The organism is Alcaligenes sp. WGS1538 (assembly GCF_043187505.1).
Taxonomy (GTDB): Bacteria; Pseudomonadota; Gammaproteobacteria; order Burkholderiales; family Burkholderiaceae_B; genus Alcaligenes.
The window spans coordinates 3,040,075-3,056,829 of sequence record NZ_CP171109.1; the positions used below are offsets into that span (position 1 = coordinate 3,040,075).

18 protein-coding genes are annotated in these 16,755 nt (G+C 65.8%); 9 read left to right on the top strand and 9 right to left on the bottom strand.

Annotated elements, in window-relative coordinates; translation table 11 throughout:
* The first annotated feature begins 206 nt into the window (after nt 1–206).
* The 4 genes from ACF3ND_RS14150 to pyrF all read left to right on the top strand — a co-directional run bounded on the left by ACF3ND_RS14150 (nt 207) and on the right by pyrF (nt 3,539).
* Nucleotides 207–494: a co-chaperone GroES gene (locus ACF3ND_RS14150; RefSeq protein ID WP_394061493.1), complete on the top strand. Its 288-nt coding sequence runs from the start codon at nt 207–209 to the stop codon at nt 492–494.
* A gap of 34 nt (nt 495–528) precedes the next feature.
* Complete coding sequence (groL, locus tag ACF3ND_RS14155) at nt 529–2,175, top strand: chaperonin GroEL (RefSeq protein ID WP_394061495.1); 1,647 nt, start codon at nt 529–531, stop codon at nt 2,173–2,175.
* Nucleotides 2,176–2,331: 156 nt separating this feature from the next.
* Complete coding sequence (locus ACF3ND_RS14160) at nt 2,332–2,715, top strand: diacylglycerol kinase (protein ID WP_394061497.1); 384 nt, start codon at nt 2,332–2,334, stop codon at nt 2,713–2,715.
* A 5-nt stretch (nt 2,716–2,720) separates the two neighbouring features.
* A complete protein-coding gene (pyrF, locus tag ACF3ND_RS14165; RefSeq protein ID WP_394061499.1) occupies nt 2,721–3,539 on the top strand; it encodes an orotidine-5'-phosphate decarboxylase in 819 nt (272 codons plus the stop codon).
* 100 nt (nt 3,540–3,639) lie between these two features.
* Here the strand turns inward: pyrF and ACF3ND_RS14170 are convergent, their stop codons facing one another.
* The 6 genes from ACF3ND_RS14170 to ribBA are packed head-to-tail and all read right to left on the bottom strand — an operon-like array spanning nt 3,640 to nt 7,817.
* On the bottom strand, nt 3,640–4,146 hold the full coding sequence (locus tag ACF3ND_RS14170; RefSeq protein WP_394061501.1) for a CinA family protein: 507 nt from the start codon (nt 4,144–4,146) through the stop codon (nt 3,640–3,642).
* Nucleotides 4,143–4,664, bottom strand: coding sequence for a phosphatidylglycerophosphatase A (locus ACF3ND_RS14175; protein WP_394061503.1), 522 nt, complete (start codon nt 4,662–4,664; stop codon nt 4,143–4,145). Before ACF3ND_RS14175 ends, ACF3ND_RS14170 begins: the two co-directional genes overlap by 4 nt.
* A gap of 4 nt (nt 4,665–4,668) precedes the next feature.
* Entirely contained in the window at nt 4,669–5,631 is a 963-nt protein-coding gene (gene thiL, locus ACF3ND_RS14180; RefSeq protein ID WP_394061505.1) for a thiamine-phosphate kinase, read from the bottom strand.
* A gap of 14 nt (nt 5,632–5,645) precedes the next feature.
* Nucleotides 5,646–6,131, bottom strand: a complete 486-nt coding sequence (nusB, locus tag ACF3ND_RS14185; protein WP_394061507.1) for a transcription antitermination factor NusB — start codon at nt 6,129–6,131, stop codon at nt 5,646–5,648.
* The gene (gene ribH, locus ACF3ND_RS14190; RefSeq protein ID WP_394061509.1) at nt 6,115–6,636 is read right to left on the bottom strand and encodes a 6,7-dimethyl-8-ribityllumazine synthase; all 522 of its coding nucleotides are present in this window, start codon (nt 6,634–6,636) and stop codon (nt 6,115–6,117) included. The genes nusB and ribH overlap by 17 nt, the downstream gene beginning before the upstream one ends.
* 14 nt (nt 6,637–6,650) lie before the next feature.
* Nucleotides 6,651–7,817 (bottom strand): bifunctional 3,4-dihydroxy-2-butanone-4-phosphate synthase/GTP cyclohydrolase II, encoded by a 1,167-nt coding sequence (ribBA, locus tag ACF3ND_RS14195; protein ID WP_394061511.1) that lies wholly within the window; start codon nt 7,815–7,817, stop codon nt 6,651–6,653.
* Between the two features lie 115 nt (nt 7,818–7,932).
* Here ribBA and ACF3ND_RS14200 point away from each other — a divergent pair, with 115 nt between their 5' ends.
* Together ACF3ND_RS14200 and ACF3ND_RS14205 are read left to right on the top strand one after the other, a co-directional pair.
* Entirely contained in the window at nt 7,933–8,751 is an 819-nt protein-coding gene (locus ACF3ND_RS14200) for an IclR family transcriptional regulator (RefSeq protein ID WP_394061513.1), read from the top strand.
* 152 nt (nt 8,752–8,903) lie between these two features.
* Nucleotides 8,904–10,430, top strand: a complete 1,527-nt coding sequence (locus ACF3ND_RS14205) for a CHAD domain-containing protein (protein WP_394061515.1) — start codon at nt 8,904–8,906, stop codon at nt 10,428–10,430.
* A 73-nt stretch (nt 10,431–10,503) separates the two neighbouring features.
* Here ACF3ND_RS14205 and ftsY read toward each other — a convergent pair whose 3' ends face one another.
* Entirely contained in the window at nt 10,504–11,820 is a 1,317-nt protein-coding gene (gene ftsY, locus ACF3ND_RS14210) for a signal recognition particle-docking protein FtsY (RefSeq protein ID WP_394061517.1), read from the bottom strand.
* Between the two features lie 178 nt (nt 11,821–11,998).
* Between ftsY and rsmD the strand changes: the two genes are divergently transcribed.
* The 3 genes from rsmD to ACF3ND_RS14225 all read left to right on the top strand — a co-directional run bounded on the left by rsmD (nt 11,999) and on the right by ACF3ND_RS14225 (nt 13,525).
* Entirely contained in the window at nt 11,999–12,628 is a 630-nt protein-coding gene (gene rsmD / locus ACF3ND_RS14215; protein ID WP_394061519.1) for a 16S rRNA (guanine(966)-N(2))-methyltransferase RsmD, read from the top strand.
* 20 nt (nt 12,629–12,648) lie between these two features.
* Nucleotides 12,649–13,167, top strand: a complete 519-nt coding sequence (gene coaD, locus ACF3ND_RS14220; protein WP_394061521.1) for a pantetheine-phosphate adenylyltransferase — start codon at nt 12,649–12,651, stop codon at nt 13,165–13,167.
* Between the two features lie 100 nt (nt 13,168–13,267).
* Entirely contained in the window at nt 13,268–13,525 is a 258-nt protein-coding gene (locus ACF3ND_RS14225; RefSeq protein ID WP_394061523.1) for a YfhL family 4Fe-4S dicluster ferredoxin, read from the top strand.
* Between the two features lie 8 nt (nt 13,526–13,533).
* Here the strand turns inward: ACF3ND_RS14225 and ACF3ND_RS14230 are convergent, their stop codons facing one another.
* Entirely contained in the window at nt 13,534–13,929 is a 396-nt protein-coding gene (locus tag ACF3ND_RS14230; protein ID WP_394061525.1) for an MOSC N-terminal beta barrel domain-containing protein, read from the bottom strand.
* Nucleotides 13,926–16,565, bottom strand: coding sequence for an AsmA family protein (locus tag ACF3ND_RS14235; RefSeq protein ID WP_394061527.1), 2,640 nt, complete (start codon nt 16,563–16,565; stop codon nt 13,926–13,928). The genes ACF3ND_RS14230 and ACF3ND_RS14235 overlap by 4 nt, the downstream gene beginning before the upstream one ends.
* Nucleotides 16,566–16,755: the final 190 nt, after the last annotated feature.

Sequence of the window (16,755 nt, forward strand, 5' to 3'; positions counted from 1 at the left end):
GATGAAAGTCCAAAACTCACTGGCGCTCGTCAGCAAGCGCAGCCCAGATTCGGCGCGGGCTGGACTAAAATGTAACAGGCACCTTCCCCTGCTCTTGAAATTACAGAAGTCATCCCTATAATTAGCACTCGAAGGGGTTGAGTGCTAACGCGTCGCCCCCACTTGGACTGATACAACTAACTGTCATTTTTAACAGGAGTTTCTCCATGGCACTGCGTCCTTTGAACGATCGCGTGATCGTCAAGCGTCTGGACAACGAGCGCACCACCGCTTCCGGCATCGTTATCCCTGAAAGCGCTACCGAAAAACCCGATCAAGGCGAAATCCTGGCCGTCGGCCCCGGCAAGAAGTCCGAGGACGGCAAGGTTCTGCCCCTGGACCTGAAAGTTGGCGACAAAGTTCTGTTCGGCAAGTACTCCGGCCAAGCCGTGAAGATCGACGGCCAGGAACTGCTGGTGATCCGCGAAGAAGAAATCTTCGCCGTGATCGAATAAGTATCGCCCACGAACATTCAATAGGATTCAAACCATGACCGCTAAACAAGTTTACTTCGGCGACGACGCACGCACCCGCATCGTTCGCGGCGTCAACATCCTGGCTAACGCCGTCAAGACCACCATGGGCCCCAAAGGCCGCAACGTGGTGCTGGACCGCTCCTTCGGCGCCCCCACCGTGACCAAGGACGGCGTGTCCGTGGCCAAGGAAATCGAACTGAAAGACAAGTTTGAGAACATCGGCGCCCAGCTCGTCAAGGAAGTCGCCTCCAAGACCTCCGACAACGCCGGCGACGGCACCACCACCGCCACCGTGCTGGCCCAGGCCATCGTCGAGGAAGGCCTGAAGTTCGTGGCCGCCGGCATCAACCCCATGGACCTGAAGCGCGGCATCGACAAGGCCGTGGTCGTGGCCGTGGACGAACTGCGCAAGCTGTCCCGTCCTTGCACCACCAGCAAGGAAATCGCCCAGGTCGGCTCCATCTCCGCCAACAGCGATCACTCCATCGGTGAAATCATCGCCAACGCCATGGACAAAGTGGGCAAGGAAGGCGTCATCACCGTTGAAGACGGCAAGTCTTTGGAAAACGAACTGGACGTGGTCGAAGGCATGCAGTTCGACCGCGGCTACCTGTCGCCCTACTTCATCAACAACCCCGACAAGCAAGTGGCCGTGCTGGACGATCCGTTCGTCCTGATCTTCGACAAGAAGATCTCCAACATCCGCGACCTGCTGCCCGTGCTGGAGCAAGTTGCCAAGACCAGCCGCCCCCTGCTGATCGTGGCTGAAGACGTGGAAGGCGAAGCCCTGGCCACCCTGGTCGTGAACAACATCCGCGGCATCCTGAAGACCACCGCCGTCAAGGCCCCTGGCTTCGGCGACCGCCGCAAGGCCATGCTGGAAGACATCGCCATCCTGACCGGCGGCACCGTGATCTCCGAAGAGACCGGCATGTCCCTGGAAAAGGCCACTCTGGACGACCTGGGCCAGGCCAAGCGCATTGAAGTGGCCAAGGAAAACACCACGATCATCGACGGCGCAGGCGACGGCGCCAGCATCGAAGCCCGCGTCAAGCAGATCCGCGTGCAGATCGAAGAGTCCACGTCCGACTACGACCGCGAAAAACTGCAAGAGCGCGTGGCCAAGCTGGCCGGCGGTGTTGCCGTGATCCGCGTGGGCGCTGCCACCGAAGTCGAAATGAAGGAAAAGAAGGCCCGCGTCGAAGACGCCCTGCACGCCACCCGCGCTGCCGTTGAAGAAGGCATCGTTCCCGGCGGCGGCGTGGCCCTGATCCGCGCCCGCACCGCTGTTGCCGCCCTGAAGGGCGACAACACCGACCAGGACGCCGGCATCAAGCTGGTCCTGCGCGCCATCGAGGCTCCTCTGCGCACCATCGTCACCAACGCCGGCGAAGAAGCCAGCGTGGTCGTGAACGAAGTGGCCAACGGCTCCGGCACGTTCGGCTACAACGCCGCCACCGGCGAGTACGGCGACCTGGTCGAGCAAGGCGTCCTGGATCCCACCAAGGTGACCCGCACTGCCCTGCAGAACGCCGCCTCCATCGCCAGCCTGCTGCTGACGACCGAAGTGGCCGTGACCGAAATCGTGGAAGACAAGCCAGCTCCTGCCATGCCCGACATGGGCGGCATGGGCGGCATGGGTGGCATGGGCGGCTTCTAAGCCCCTGCCGACGCCCCGGCCGCGGCGGGAATTGATCACTCCCGCCCCAGCCGCCACGCAGCACGTCATGAAACCGGATGGAATTTTCCATCCGGTTTTTTTTGCCCTGGCGAAACGCCTATAATCACGGCAGTCTCCCAACTTGGCTCTTTCTCCATGTCGGACTCCCCGTTCAAAAGCAAAGGCGGCCTGGGCCGCCTGACCGGCGCCCTGCGCTACTCCTTGCAAGGCCTTGCGGCCGCCGTGCGCCACGAAGCCGCCTTCCGCCAGGAACTGCTGCTGGCCGTGGCGTTGACGCCCGTAGCCTTCTGGCTGGGCCGCAGCCCGCTGGAGATCGCCGCCCTGCTGGCGACGGTGGTCTTCGTCCTGATCCTGGAGCTGATCAACTCCGCGCTGGAAGCCGTGGCCGATGCCGTCACGCTGGAGCGCCATCCCCTGATCGGCCGGGCCAAGGATCTGGGCAGCGCCGCCGTGCTGCTGGCCCTGATATTCGCCGGCGCCGTCTGGCTCACCTTCCTGTACAGCCGTTTATCTTCCTGACCCCCATGACATTCGTAGAAAAACTGAACCGCGCCTGGAGCGACAATCATTCCCTGCTGATGGTCGGCCTGGATCCCGACCCGCGTCGCATGCCGCGCGAACTGGCCGGCAAGCCGGACGCCATCTTCGAATTCTGCAAGGCCATCGTCGACGCCACGGCCGATTACGCCTGCGGCATCAAGCCCCAGATCGCCTACTTCGCCGCCCAGGCCGCCGAAGACCAGCTCCAGAACCTGTGCGACTACGTGCGCCGGACCTACCCCAACCTGCCCATCGTGCTGGACGCCAAGCGGGGCGACATCGGCTCCACGGCGGAGCAGTACGCGCGCGAAGCCTTCGAGCGCTACCGGGCCGATGCCGTCACCGTCAATCCCTACATGGGCTTCGATTCAGTCGAGCCTTATCTGGAATACCAGGACAAAGGCGTGATCGTGCTGTGCCGCACTTCCAATCCGGGCGGCTCCGACCTGCAGTTCATGGAACTGGCCGACGGCACGCCTCTGTACCTGCATGTGGCCGGCCTGGTGGCCGACAAATGGAACCAGAACGGCCAGTGCGCCCTGGTGGTGGGCGCCACCTTCCCCGAGGAAATCCGCAAGGTGCGCGAACGCGTGGGCGACATGCCGCTGCTGATCCCGGGCATCGGCGCGCAAGGCGGCGATATCGTGGCGACCGTGGCCGCGGGCGCGGACTCCCGGGGAGCGGGCATGATGATCAATTCCTCGCGCGCCATCCTGTACGCCGGCCGCGACGACAACTGGCGCGACGCCGCGCAGGCCGCCGCGATCGCCACACGCAACGCCATCAACGACGCGCGCGAATGACAGCGGCTGCAACAGCCGCTGCAAAGGCGGCTGTCCATGCAGCGGCGCTGAAAGACCGGGCCCAGGCCCGGTTTTTTTAGGTCATGCCGCGGGCAAGGCCTCAGGCCGGGTTCAGGATGGCCAGGGCCGTGGTCAGGGCGAACTCGACCGCCTGGTCGCGGATCTGGCCGCGATCGCCATTGAAGATGCGCGTGGCGGCGCGGGTGACGATGCCGTCGCCCGTGCGCTGTGCAAAGCCGAAGCAGACCAGGCCGACGGGCTTGCCGGCCGTGGCGCCGTCCGGCCCCGCGATGCCGGTGGTGGAGATGGCAAGCTCCACGCGAGTGGCGGCTTCCAGCACGCCGGCGGCCATCTCCATGGCGGTTTCCTCGCTGACGGCGCCGAAACGCTCCAAGGTGTCCACGTTGACGCCCAGCTCCTCCACCTTGGCCAGGTTGCTGTAGGTGACATAGCCGCGCTCGAACCAGGCGCTGGAGCCTGGCTCGTCGGTCAGGGCGCCGGCCAGCAGGCCGCCGGTGCAGGATTCGGCGCAGGCCACCATCCAGCCCCTGTCCTTCAGGGCGCGCCCCAGGGACAGGGCTTGAGATACAGGGGTAAGGTCATTCATGCAAGCACTCCGAAACGCACCAGGATGGCCATGAACAGCAGCGTGTAGGCTGCCGCCAGGATGTCGTCCCACATGACGCCGAAACCATTGTGCCAGCGCTGGTCAAAGTAGCGCACAGGTGGAGGCTTGAGAATATCAAAAAAACGGAACAAGGCGAATGCCGCCGTCTGCGCCAGCCAGGTCTGGGGCAGCAGCCAGAGCACCAGCCAGAACGCGACTATTTCGTCCCAGTTCATGCCGCTGTGATCGGAGACGCCCAGGTCATAGCCGGTGCGGTGGCAGGCCCAGCAGCCCACCAGAAAAGCCAGGGGCAGGAAAACGGCCATCTGGACGTCGGTCAGGGCATGCAGCCCCAGCACCCACAGCACCCAGGCCAGCACCGCGCCCCAGGTGCCGGGGCCGGGACGCAGCACGCCCGTGCCGAAGCCGAAGGCCAGGATGCGCCAAGGCTTCTTGAACACCCAATCCAGGCTGGGCCGGCGGATGGGGTTGAGGGAAGGATCGGGAAAAGTGGCCATGATGTCAGGCGCCGAAATGGTCGAAACCGCCCTGGGCGGGCGCCGGGCGCAGGCCCTGCGCGTCGCGCAGGTGCACGCCATGGCCGGCCTGCATGCTGCCGATGCGGTTCACGGACACGCCCTCGCGCCGAGCCAGGGCCATGATCTCGTCCCGCCGCTCGGCAGGCGAAGTGAAACAAAGCTGGAACACGTCTCCGCCGACCAGGGCCGCTTCCCGGCGCAGCGCCAGGGGCAGGCCGTCCAGGCCGGGATCCAGGGGCAAGGCGTCCCATTCCAGGACGGCGGCGCAGCGGCTGGCCGAGGCGATGTGCCCCAGATCCTGCACCAGGCCGTCCGAGACATCGATGGCGGCATGCGCCAGGCCGCACAAGGCATGACCCAGGCGATACGGCGGCCAGGGCTGTTCCAGCGCGGGCCGGCATTGCGCCAGGCGATCGGGATCGGCGGGCAGGCGGCCCTGCAGCAGGCGCAAGGCGATATCGGCGGCGCCCAGCGTGCCGGTCAGCCAGATGTCGTCGCCCGGCCGGGCGGCGCTGCGCAGCAAGGCCTGGCCCGGCCGCACTTCGCCCAGCACCGTGATGCTGATGACCACGCCTTGCGGGCTGCGCGTGGTGTCGCCGCCGATGAGCGGACACTGCGCCTGCTCCGCCAACTGGAAAATGCCCCGCGAAAAAGCTTCCAGCCAGTCAGGCTGCACGCTGGGCAGGGACAGGGCCAGCAGGCAGGCGCGCGGCCGCGCGCCCATGGCGCCCAGGTCGGACAGGTTCACCGCCAGGGACTTGTGCCCCAGCAGGAAGGGGGACACGTCGGGAAAGAAGTGCTGCCCCTCGATCAGCAGGTCCACGCTGCTGGCCAGCTGCCAGCCCGGCGTGGGAGCGAACAGGGCGCAATCGTCCCCCACCCCCAGATAGCCTTCGGGAGCGGGACGATTGAAATAATGCTTGATGAGAGCGAACTCGTTCAGCACGTCTCGCCCAGCCGTCAGCGGCGGGCCTGCTTGGCCACTTCGGGAGCGCGCACGTCGGCGGCCAGCTTGTCCAGCACGCCGTTGACGAACTTGAAGCCGTCGGTGCCGCCGAAGGACTTGGCCAGCTCCACGGCTTCGTTGATGGCCACCCGGTACGGCACTTCCACGTGATGGATGAGTTCGTAGCTGCCGATCAGCAAGATGCCGTGCTCGATGGGCGAGAGCTCTTCCAGCGGGCGATCCACATAGGGCAGGAAACGCTCGCGCAGCGTGGGCGCTTCGCGCATCACGCCGAACAGCAGCGTCTTGAACCAGGCGGCGTCGGCCTCGCCGAATTCCTCGTCGCCGCGGATATGGGCGTCGATGGATACCGCTTCCTGCAGGCCGTCCGCCCCGCGCAGCAGCCAGGAGTAGACGCCCTGCAGGGCGAATTCACGCGAACGGCGTCGCGCGGATCGTCCATTGGCCTTGCCGGCCGGGACTTTATTTGTCGTCGTCAAGATCTTCGTCCTCGTAGTCTTCGTCCTCGTCGTCGTCATCGAGCTCGGGCTCTAGCACGGCGATGAGGTTGCCCAGCTCCACGGCCGTGCGGGCGCAATCGCGGCCCTTTTCAGCAGCGCGGACCTGGGCTTCTTCGTCGGTGTTGGTGGTGAGCACGCCGTTGGCCACCGGGATGCCGGTCGCCAGCGAGACGCGGGTGATGGCGGCCGCGCTTTCGTTGCTGACCACTTCAAAGTGATAGGTTTCTCCGCGGATGACCGCGCCCAGGGCGATCAGGGCGTCGAACTCGCCGGTCTCGGCCATCTGCGCCAGGGTGATGCCCAGCTCCAGCGCTCCGGGTACGGACAATACGGTCACATCGCGCTCGTCCACGCCCAGGGCTTCAAGTTCCTGCAGGCAGGCTTCCAGTTCGGTCAGACCGATGGACTCGTTGAAACGCGCGCGCACGATGCCGATGTGCAGTCCTTCCCCATTCAGGTCCGGGGTGACGATGTAAGGATTCATGTCGGAAGCTCCGCTTAGGATTGAGAATCGGGTTCGCTATGGTAACCCGTGATGGTCAGTGCGAACCCGGTCATGCTTGGCATTTTACGTGGTCGCGACAGCAAACGGGCCTTGCCGACATTGAGGTCGCGCAAAATCTGCGCGCCTATGCCATAGGTGCGCAGGTCGTAGCGGCTGGGGCGGCCGCGCGGCGCCTCGGCGGGGCTTTCCGTGCCCCAGGCCTGGACCTGTTCGAATGACTGTTCCTCGGAGCTCTGGCAGTTCATCAACAGCACCACGCCGGAATCGGAGGCCGCGACGGTGCGCAGGGCCTTGGGCAGCGTCCAGCTATGGCCCACGTCGTCCTGGATCAGCACGTCCAGCACCGTGGTGGGCTCGTGCACGCGCACCAGCGTTTCCACGTCCGGAGTGATGTTCCCGTGCACCAGGGCCAGGTGCAGGCCGCCCGAGGACAGGTCCCGGTAGGCGTGGCAGTCGAATTCGCCATAGGCGGTCTTGACCGGCCGCTTGTGCAGGTGCTCGATCATGGATTCGTGCTCGCTGCGGTACTGGATCAGGTCGGCGATGGTGCCGATCTTGATGCCGTGCTGCGCGGCGAAGGTGAGCAGGTCCGGCAGGCGCGCCATGGTGCCGTCCGGGTTGAGGATCTCGCAGATGACGGCGGCCGGGGTCAGGCCGGCCATGGCGGTCAGGTCGCAGCCCGCCTCGGTGTGGCCGGCGCGCACCAGCACGCCGCCCTTGGCCGCCTTGAGCGGGAAGATGTGGCCGGGCTGCACCAGGTCCGCGGGACGCGCGTCGCGCGCCACGGCGGCCTGCACGGTGCGGGCGCGGTCGGCGGCGGAGATGCCCGTTTCCACGCCTTCGGCCGCTTCGATGGACACGGTGAAGTTGGTGCCGAAGCGCGTGCCGTTGCGCGTGGCCATCAGCGGCAGGTCCAGCTGGCGGCAGCGCTCCTCGGTCAGGGTCAGGCAGACCAGCCCGCGGCCGTGCGTGACCATGAAGTTGATGGCCTCGGCATTGACGAACTCGGCGGCCATCACCAGGTCGCCTTCGTTCTCGCGGTCCTCTTCGTCGACCAGGATGACCATGCGGCCGGCGCGCAGTTCCTCGACGATCTCCAGGACGGGCGAGATCGAGCTGGCGCCGGTCTGGACGGCTTCGGGCTGAAATTCTTGATTCATCGTGCTCTCTGCTCAGACAGATAATAATTACCGCCATTTTACGACACCCGCGCGACAGCGGGCAGGCACTATGCCTGTACACTGAGAACCTGTTCCGATCCGCCGTACATTGCCCATGACCGAACCTGCCCTGGAAGAAAAACGCCGCCGCATCCAATCCATCGAGACCGGCTTCGGGCTGCTCAAGGCGCTGGTGGACTGCGGCCAGCCCATGATGCTGCGCGACCTGGCCGCCCAGGCGGGCATGAGCTCGGCCAAGGCCCACCCCTACCTGGTCAGTTTCACCAATGTAGGGCTGGTGCAGCAGGATCCGGTGACGGGCCTGTACGAGCTGGGCCCCTTCGCCCTGCAGATGGGCCTGGTCAGCCTGCAGAGCCAGAACCCGGTCAAGATCGCCCTGCCGCTGGTGCAGGCGCTGGCGCCGCGCATCGGCCACACGCTGGGGCTGGCGGTGCTCGGTTCGCACGGGCCCACCATGGTGCATATCAGCGAAGCCAGCTACCCGGTGCACGTGAACATGCGCTGCGGCACGGTGATGTCCATGCTGCACACGGCCACCGGACATGTCTTTGCCGCCTGGCTGCCGGCGGAAGTGGCGCGCCACTACATCGAGCGCGAGGCTGGCGACAGCGCCGTGGTGACCAGCATCAGCCCGCTGCGTCCCTCGCCTTCGGCCCTGGCCGAACTGCTGGAGCGCATACGCCGCCAAGGGGCGGCCCAGGCGCTGGGCAATCCGCTGCCGGGCATAGACGCCCTGTCCGTACCCGTATTCGACCATTCCGGCCAGATCGTGCTGGCCCTGACCAGCCTGGGGCCCAGCACCTTGTTCGACGCCGGACTGGACAGTCCCATCCTGGCGCAACTGCGCCAGTGCGCGGCCACTATCTCCCGCCAGTTGGGCTGGAGGGGCGCGGCAAGCGGGGACAAACCCTGATTCGAGGGGCGGCCGCTACAATGAGCCGCCTCATTCTTGATTGCGGCTTCAAGTTTTGCGGGTTTGGATGCAGAATGACCCTTTAGCGCCCCCATGGGCGCCGGCCACCGCACTGCCAGTGCCCGGCCGGGTCATTCTTTGAGTGCCGAGCTGTGCTAGAACAAGAACTGAAATTTTTTGTACCCGAGAGCGCCCGCCCCGGTCTGCTGACCGCTTTTGAGGCCGTGCGCACCGGCAGCATCACCCTGAACGCCATTTATTTCGACACGCCCGAGCGCGAACTGGCGCGTACCGACGTGGCGCTGCGCCTGCGCAAGGAAGGCGGGCAATGGATGCAGACCGTCAAGCTGCCCGGGCCCGACACGCTGTCGCGCATCGAGATCAACCATCCGCGCCCCGGCCCCGAGCTGGACCTGGAACTGTACCGGGGAACCGCCGCCGAGGCCGCCCTGCTGCCCTACGCCGGCCGCATACAGGCGCGCTACCAGACCGAGATCCTGCGCGGGCTGGCCGTGCTCCAGCATGCGGGCTCCGAACTGGAGCTGGCCTATGACGTGGGTCACATCGAGTCGCAGGGCCTGCGCCTGCCGGTGAACGAGCTGGAAGTCGAGCTGATCCGCGGCGACAGCGCGGCCATGTTCGAAATAGGGCAGCGCTGGCTGTACAAGCACAACCTGATACTGGAGCTGCGCAGCAAGTCCGAGCGCGGCGACGCCCTGGCCAGCCTGGCCGATCGCCGGCTGGCGCGCACCCTGACCGACACGCTGCAACCCGAACAGGTGGCCGCCGCCCTGACGCGCAAGGCCTACCAGCTGCCCAAGCCCCATTTCGTGGACACCCGCGATCTGGAGCAGTTCTATCGCCGCAGCGCCTCCATGAGCCTGGAGCAGGTCATACGCAACGCCGCCCTGCTGGCGGGGGTGGATGGCATACGGCCGGCGGCGCCCCTGCAGGCCGACTACCTGGCCATGATGCGCGTGGGCCTGCGCCGCCTGCGCTCCTGCCGCAAACTGTTCAACCCCTGGCTCAATGCCAGCGAAGGCTATGCCAACACCCGCCTGGCGCATTATTTCGGCCTGTTCGGCAAGGCCCGCGACCAGGATCTGGTGCAGTTGGAGATCACGCCCCTGCTGCTGCAGGCCGGCATGCCGGGCCCCGCGCCCCAGCTCGAGCCGGCGCACGTGGAGCACGACCCGGTCGAGCTGGCCGCCGCAGTCGAATTCCAGTCGCTGCTGCTGAGCAATCTGCAAAGCCTGGTCTGCGGCCCGGCGCTGGACCTTCACGGCGTGCAGGACCCCGACCATCTGATCGAGGCCCGGATCACCCGCTGGTTCAACAACATCCAGCTGCGCAGCCAGCGCTTCGCCCAGCTGAGCCAGGAAAAGCAGCACCGCCTGCGCAATCGCATCAAGAGCCTGCGCTATTGCCTGGAATTCCTGCAGGGCGCCGACGACGAAGGCCTGCACAAGGTGTTGCGCGAATGCCAGGCGCTGATCGGCGCGGTGACGGATGTGGACGTGGCGCTGCACTGGTATGCCCGCCACGCGGTCTCGCCCGAGCAGGCGCAGTTCGCCCGCCGCTGGCTCACCCAGGCCCGCGAGACGCGCGCCGCCCAGGCGCAGCGCGCCCTGAACGCCCTGGGCCAGCATCGCCCGCAACCCTGGCTGGCGCGGCACTAGCCAATGGAAAAACGCCGGCGCAGAGCCGGAGTTTTCAGTTCCAGGCCCGGCGCCCTGACGGGCGCAGGCCCGATCAGTTCAGGCCGATGACGGCGGCGGCGAATTCGCGCGCCACGAAGGGCTGCAAGTCCTGCATGCCCTCGCCCACCCCGATCCAGTAGACCGGGATGGGGCGCACGCCCTGCGCGCCGGCCGCCACGGCCGCCAGCGTCCCGCCCTTGGCCGTGCCGTCCAGCTTGGTGACCACCAGCCCCGTCAGGCCCAGCGCCGCATCGAAGGCGCGGATCTGCGAGATGGCGTTCTGGCCGGTATTGCCGTCCACCACCAGCAGGACTTCGTGCGGCGCCTGGCCGTCAGCCTTGCCGATGACGCGCTTGATCTTCTTGAGTTCTTCCATCAGGTGCAACTGGGTGGGCAGCCGGCCGGCCGTGTCCACCATGACCACGCCCATGCCGCGGGCCTTGCCCGCGTGCACGGCGTCGAAGGCCACGGCGGCCGGGTCGCCGCCGTCCTGGGCGATGACGCTGACATTGTTGCGCGAACCCCATTCGATGAGCTGCTCACGCGCCGCAGCCCGGAACGTATCGCCGGCGGCCAGCAATACCTTGGCGCCCTGCGCCTGGAAAGTGTGGGCCAGCTTGCCGATGGAGGTGGTCTTGCCCGCGCCGTTCACACCGGCGATCATGACCACCAGCGGCTGCGCCGCCTGCAACGGAAAAGCCTTTTCCAGCGGCTTGAGGTGATCGGCGAGGATATCGCAAAGCGCCTGCTTGACCTGGGCGGCGTCGGTGATCTTCTCCTTGCGGATGCGCGCGCGCAGGGCCGTCAGCAGCTTGTCCGTGGCGTCCACGCCGGCGTCGGCCAGCAGCAGCGCCTCTTCGAGCTCCTCGAAAAGGTTTTCGTCCACCTTGGCGCCCACGAACAGCCCGCCTATGCTCTGGCCGGTCCGCGACAGCCCCTGCTTCAGGCGCGAGAGCCAGGAGGACTTGGCCGAAGCGGCTTCGGCGACCGGAACCGGCTGGGGCTCAGGCTGCGGAACCGGTTCCCGTTCGGGCTTGGGCGCCGGCTCGGGCTCCATGACGGAGGCGGGCTCGGGAGCGGGCGCTGGAGCGCTTGCGGGCTCCGCGGGATGTTCGAAGGCGGAGGCCGCTTCCTGCACAGGCGGCTGGAACACATCCGCAACGGGCGGCGGCGCCGGTTCAGCAGCTGGCGCAGAGGGAGCGGACGGCTCCCGCGCCACCGGCTCGCCGCGCTCCGGAGCCTGGGCGGGGGCCGCGGGCGGCAGCGCCGCGCCGGACTCGGGATCCTGGGGAGAAAGCGGTTCGGTCGGCTCTGTGCGAGGCGCTTCCGGAGCCGGCGTTACCTTCTTTCTTTTAAAAAAACTGAACATACGTTTTACACTAGAAGATTCTGTTGAATGACCACGCGCCTTTGCGCAAGCTTCGCCGTTCACGACGAGGCTTGCGCAAAGGCAGTATCGATGCGGCGCGCAGGTGCCCCTGCATCGTGGCGAAGAAATCCGGCCGCAAGGCCGGCGTCCTTCACATCATTATCCGATCAAAGCGCTGATGAGAAAACACGCTGTCCGTATTGTAGGCGGTGATTACCGCCGCACGCCGATTCCCGTGATCGATGCGCCCGGCCTGCGCCCCACCCCCGACCGCGTCCGCGAGACCCTGTTCAACTGGCTGCGCCACTTCTGGGGCGGCGAATTCGCCGACAAGAACGTGCTGGACCTGTTCGCCGGCAGCGGCGCGCTGGGTTTCGAGGCCGCCTCGCGCGGCGTGGCTTTCGTGCAGATGGTGGAGCGCCACGGCCCGGCCGTGGAGAACCTGCGCGCCCTGCGCGCCAAGCTGCGCGCCGAGCACGTACGCGTCCATTCGGGCGATGCGCTGCATATCCTGGAACGCAGCCAGATGCGTTACGACCTGGTCTTCCTGGATCCGCCCTTCGCCCGCGACTGGCTGGACAGGATATGGCCGCTGCTGCCCAATGTGCTGGCGCCCGAGGCGCTGGTCTACGTCGAATCGGAAAGCCCTGTACAGGCCCCGGAGCAATACGAGATACTACGCCAGGAGAAGGCGGGACAGGTGCATTATCATCTGTTTCGATTTGCTGCGACGCAGAAAACAGTCAATAATGCCGAACCTCCCGGGGCGCAAGCGACGCGTCCGCAGGACTCCAACCCGCCAACCTGAACCCATCACGCGGACGCACCATGATTACTGCTGTTTATCCCGGAACCTTCGACCCCCTGACGCGCGGCCATGAGGACCTGGTGAGACGAGCCGCCAATCTTTTCGACCACGTGGTGGTCGGAGTGGCTTCCAGCCAGAACAAGCGCCCTTTCTTCACCGTGGAAGAACGTGTCGAGATCGCCTCGGAAGTGCTCAGCCACTACCCCAACGTGGAAGTGAAGAGCTTCTCGGGCCTGCTCAAGGACTTCGTGCGCGAGCAGAACGCGCGCGTGATCGTGCGCGGCCTGCGCGCCGTGTCCGATTTCGAGTACGAATTCCAGATGGCCGGCATGAACCGCCACCTGCTGCCCGAAGTGGAGACCATGTTCATGACTCCTTCGGACCAGTACCAGTTCATCTCGGGCACCATTGTGCGCGAGATCGCCGTGCTGGGCGGCGACGTGGGCAAGTTCGTGTTCCCTTCGGTGGAGCGCTGGCTGCACAGCAAGGCCAAGGAGCGGCGCGAGCAGCTGCTGCAGCAATCGGGCTCGGCGCGCTGATCTCGCCCCGCGGAGCAGTCCGTACTACACTGTAGGGTGAATCGATAGTCATCCTCGGGCCGCACCGCCGGGGAGACGGAAGCAATCAGGACATCACGCCATGGCGCTGCACATCACCGAAGAATGCATCAACTGCGACGTCTGCGAGCCGCAGTGCCCGAACATGGCCATCTACATGGGCAAAGAGATCTACGAGATCAACCCCAACCTGTGCACGGAATGCGTGGGCCACTTCGACGAGCCCCAGTGCGTGGTGGTCTGTCCGGTGGAATGCATCGAGGTCCATCCGCAGCATCAGGAAGACCAGGCCACCCTGATGGCCCGCTTCAAGCAGCTCCAGTCCAAGCAGCAGCCCTGAAGCGCTGATCAGGCGGGCAGCCGCTTGAGCAGGCGCAGGGGCTGACCCAGCCAGCGGCTGAACCAGGCCGCCGCCAGTTCCCCTTCATCCACCAGCCGCACGCTGCGGCCCTCCTCCTGCCACAGGGCGCAGAGGTCCTCGTCGTCCTCGATGACGTCCACGGCAATGTCCAGGCGCATCATGCCGGGCGCACGCAGCACCAGGTCGCCAAAGCGCAGGTCGATCTCCAGGTCCGCCAGGCGGGGCAGTTCGTCCGCGGACAGGACGCGGCCCGAGGCGTCGCCCAGGACCCACAGGTCGTGGCAAGCCGCCGCCTTGCCGTTTGCCAGGCCGGGGCCGCCTTTCAAGGGATGAAAGAGCGCTCCGGATTCGGTCCGGCGCTCCGCGCTCGTACAGGAAGTCATGGCCGCATCAGTCCTTTCAAGGCGTCGCCCAAAGTCTGCACGGCCTGCGGCTCCGGCGCGTCCTGCGCGGACTCCTCGGCCGGCGCCTCCTGCTGGCTGAGCAGATCGAGCAATCCGTCCTGCAAGGCCTTCTTGATGGAAGGGCTGGCGATTTCCTTCCATTGCACTTGATAAGACAGCGCCTGCCAGGGACCGGATACGCGCAAGGGGATGGCCACATTGCGCAGATCCTGCAAGGATTTGCGCTCCTGCGGATCCAGGCGTGCGTTCAAGCGCGCCTGCAGCAGCACGTCCGCCTGCTGGTTGACCATGTCCAGCCCCGCCGGCTTGCCCATGGACAGCGTCAGCAATGGGGTGGACGCCTTCAGGCTGCGAAAGACGCCCTGGCCCTGCTTGATGTCCAGCGAGCTCTGCAGACGGCTGAATACCGTGCGGCGCTGCGGGTCCGACTCGGGGCGCAGCAGGGGAATCTGGCCGCTGAATGCATTGCGCACGGCTTCGTTGATGTCGCGCACGCTCTGGTCCAGGTCCACGCCGCGCCAGCCGCCGTCCTGCAGGTCGAACTGCAGGCCGCCTTCCAGCGAGGCCAGCCGGGCCGCCACCGTCGCGCCCTGGCCCTTCAGGTTCAATTGCACATCGCCCTGCCCCGACAGCTGGTCATCGCCAAAAGCGTCCAGCAACAAGGACCCGACCTGCATCTTCTGCAATTTCAGCGACAGGTCGAACTGCTTGCCAGGCTCCAGGCTGCCCTGGAACTGGAACTGCCCCTCGTAGCCTTTGCCCGTCAGTTGCTTGAGCTGCAGGTTTTCGCCCTGGTTCTGCAGCCGCCCCTTGACCTGCTCCAGCTTCAGGCCCAGGCTCTTGAGCTGCGCGGCCTCCATGCTCACGTCCAGGCGGGTGGTTTTCAGCCATGCCAGCGGATCGGCGTTGGCCACCAGCGCCTCTTCCACGGCCGGCGCAGGCGCCGGCTTGGGCTCGGGAGATTCTTCCTGTTCGGCAGCCGGGGCCTTGGCGGCCGGCTCGGGCTGCGCCTCGACGCCCTGAGTCAGGCCGGGCGCAGCCAGCCAGAAGATGGAACGCAATTCGTCCAGGTCCAGTTTGTCGGCCTTGAGCGCCGCCTTGAGCAGGCGGCCCTCGTCCTGGCCCTGCAGGCTCAGGTCCAGCGTGCCTTGCGCCTGATCCGTCTGGCTGCTCAACTGCGCCTGGTAGCTGCGCTGCCCCATGTTCAGGTCCGCATCGCCGGACAGGGGAATTTCGAAACGGCTGCCGGCCGCAGCCTCGTCCTCGACGCGCAGATTGGCCGCAATGGCGGGAAAGCGCAGCCATTGGCCCGCAGGCTGCCATTGCGCCGGCGACACCGCCTTGATCTGCGCCACGCGATTGCCCTGCTTGACGGCCCCTTCCAGACGCGCCTCCTGGAACAGCAGCTTCTCGCTGTTCCCCGCGATTCCCTTGAGCGTCAGGCCCAGGCCCAGAACCCGCGGCCCGCTGACCTTCATCGTGGCCACGATCGGATCACCCTCGGCCTGGGTGGGCGAGACCTGGATGCGCGGCGCATCCAGAGCCAGTTCCAGCGCCTGCTGCTCGTTCTTGCCATTGACGCGCAAACCCAGCTTCTCGAAGGAGACCAGGTCGCCGGCGCTGTCGATCTGCATCTTGGGCGTGGCTAGCGTAGCGCTCAGGTCATTCAGGGGATATTGCCCCAGCCATTGGCCTTGCAGCTGGACGTCCAGGCTGGTGGCGTTGAACTGGCGCTGCGAGGCGTTATAGGCCACATTGCCCTTGAGGGCCAGGCTCTGCGCCTTGATCTGGTCCAGTTCGCCGTTGAACAGCAGGTTGAGCTTCTGGGCGGAATACGACTTGGCGGCCGGGTCCATGCGGAACTGGCCCTGGCCTTCCAGCATGCCGTCGGCGGACGGGTAGTCGCCCGAGACGCGTCCCTTCAGGGCCACGTCGAAAGGCTGGCCGAAAGTCATCCGGCCGGTGTTGACTTCCAGCTGCACCAGCCGGCCGATGACGTTGCTGCGCTTGCTGTAGTAGTGGATCTCGCCGCCCTTCAGGCTGAGGCCGGCGATATCGATCTGGAAATCCGTGTCGCTTCCCGAACGCTTGGCGATCAGCTCGGGCACGGGCGAGGACGCGTCCTGTCCGGCGGCGGCTGGCTCGGCGGCCTGGGCGGCGGGCAGCAGGGCCAGCGCGGCCGGGGCGGCCTGCGGCGCGGCGGCGGCGGCCGGAGCGGCCTGCAGCAGATCGTCGAAATTGAAATGCCCTTCCTCGTCGCGCACGATCCAGGCCTTGAAGCCGGTCACGGCGACGTGGTCGACCACCAGGCGGTTGTTGATCAGAGGCCAGAGGGCGACGGCGAAGCGGGCGCTCTCCAGCGAGGCGAAGGGATCGTCGGAATTGCGGTCGGACAGAGACAGCCCCTGCACGGACAGGCCGATGCGGGGGAACAGGGAAAGCTCGATGTCGCCGTCGATCTTGAGCGTACGCTGGTACTTCTGCTGGACCACATCGGCCAGCTTCTGCTTGTACGAATTCGGATTGAATGTCAGCAGGAAAATCGCCCCGCCCACGACCGTGACAATTGCCAAGACGACGAGGCTGAACAAGCCCCGCTTAAACCATACTTTCATTTAAGCCTCTAGTACCTCGAGACATGACGCGATAAGCCATATAGCCGGATACGAAATGCTAACCCATGTCGGGCCGTCGCGAAGTACCGGAGCCAAGAAAATTCGGCGCGGAGGCTGAAAAGGAAGGCTCTATAACAAAAACGCTTATCATTACCTCAAGAAATATGAACATAGGGCAAAAGTCTGCGAA

Bases quoted from the DNA above. Each gene is read 5' to 3' on its own strand.
- ftsY (WP_394061517.1), bottom strand. From the start codon at position 11,820: ATGTTCAGTTTTTTTAAAAGAAAGAAGGTAACGCCGGCTCCGGAAGCG.
- ACF3ND_RS14150 (WP_394061493.1), top strand. From the start codon at position 207: ATGGCACTGCGTCCTTTGAACGATCGCGTGATCGTCAAGCGTCTGGAC.
- coaD (WP_394061521.1), top strand. From the start codon at position 12,649: ATGATTACTGCTGTTTATCCCGGAACCTTCGACCCCCTGACGCGCGGC.
- ribH (WP_394061509.1), bottom strand. From the start codon at position 6,636: ATGAATCCTTACATCGTCACCCCGGACCTGAATGGGGAAGGACTGCAC.
- ACF3ND_RS14175 (WP_394061503.1), bottom strand. From the start codon at position 4,664: ATGGCCACTTTTCCCGATCCTTCCCTCAACCCCATCCGCCGGCCCAGC.
- ACF3ND_RS14160 (WP_394061497.1), top strand. From the start codon at position 2,332: ATGTCGGACTCCCCGTTCAAAAGCAAAGGCGGCCTGGGCCGCCTGACC.
- ACF3ND_RS14225 (WP_394061523.1), top strand. From the start codon at position 13,268: ATGGCGCTGCACATCACCGAAGAATGCATCAACTGCGACGTCTGCGAG.
- ACF3ND_RS14170 (WP_394061501.1), bottom strand. From the start codon at position 4,146: ATGAATGACCTTACCCCTGTATCTCAAGCCCTGTCCCTGGGGCGCGCC.
- ACF3ND_RS14200 (WP_394061513.1), top strand. From the start codon at position 7,933: ATGACCGAACCTGCCCTGGAAGAAAAACGCCGCCGCATCCAATCCATC.
- ACF3ND_RS14230 (WP_394061525.1), bottom strand. From the start codon at position 13,929: ATGACTTCCTGTACGAGCGCGGAGCGCCGGACCGAATCCGGAGCGCTC.
- groL (WP_394061495.1), top strand. From the start codon at position 529: ATGACCGCTAAACAAGTTTACTTCGGCGACGACGCACGCACCCGCATC.
- rsmD (WP_394061519.1), top strand. From the start codon at position 11,999: ATGAGAAAACACGCTGTCCGTATTGTAGGCGGTGATTACCGCCGCACG.
- pyrF (WP_394061499.1), top strand. From the start codon at position 2,721: ATGACATTCGTAGAAAAACTGAACCGCGCCTGGAGCGACAATCATTCC.
- ribBA (WP_394061511.1), bottom strand. From the start codon at position 7,817: ATGAATCAAGAATTTCAGCCCGAAGCCGTCCAGACCGGCGCCAGCTCG.
- ACF3ND_RS14235 (WP_394061527.1), bottom strand. From the start codon at position 16,565: ATGAAAGTATGGTTTAAGCGGGGCTTGTTCAGCCTCGTCGTCTTGGCA.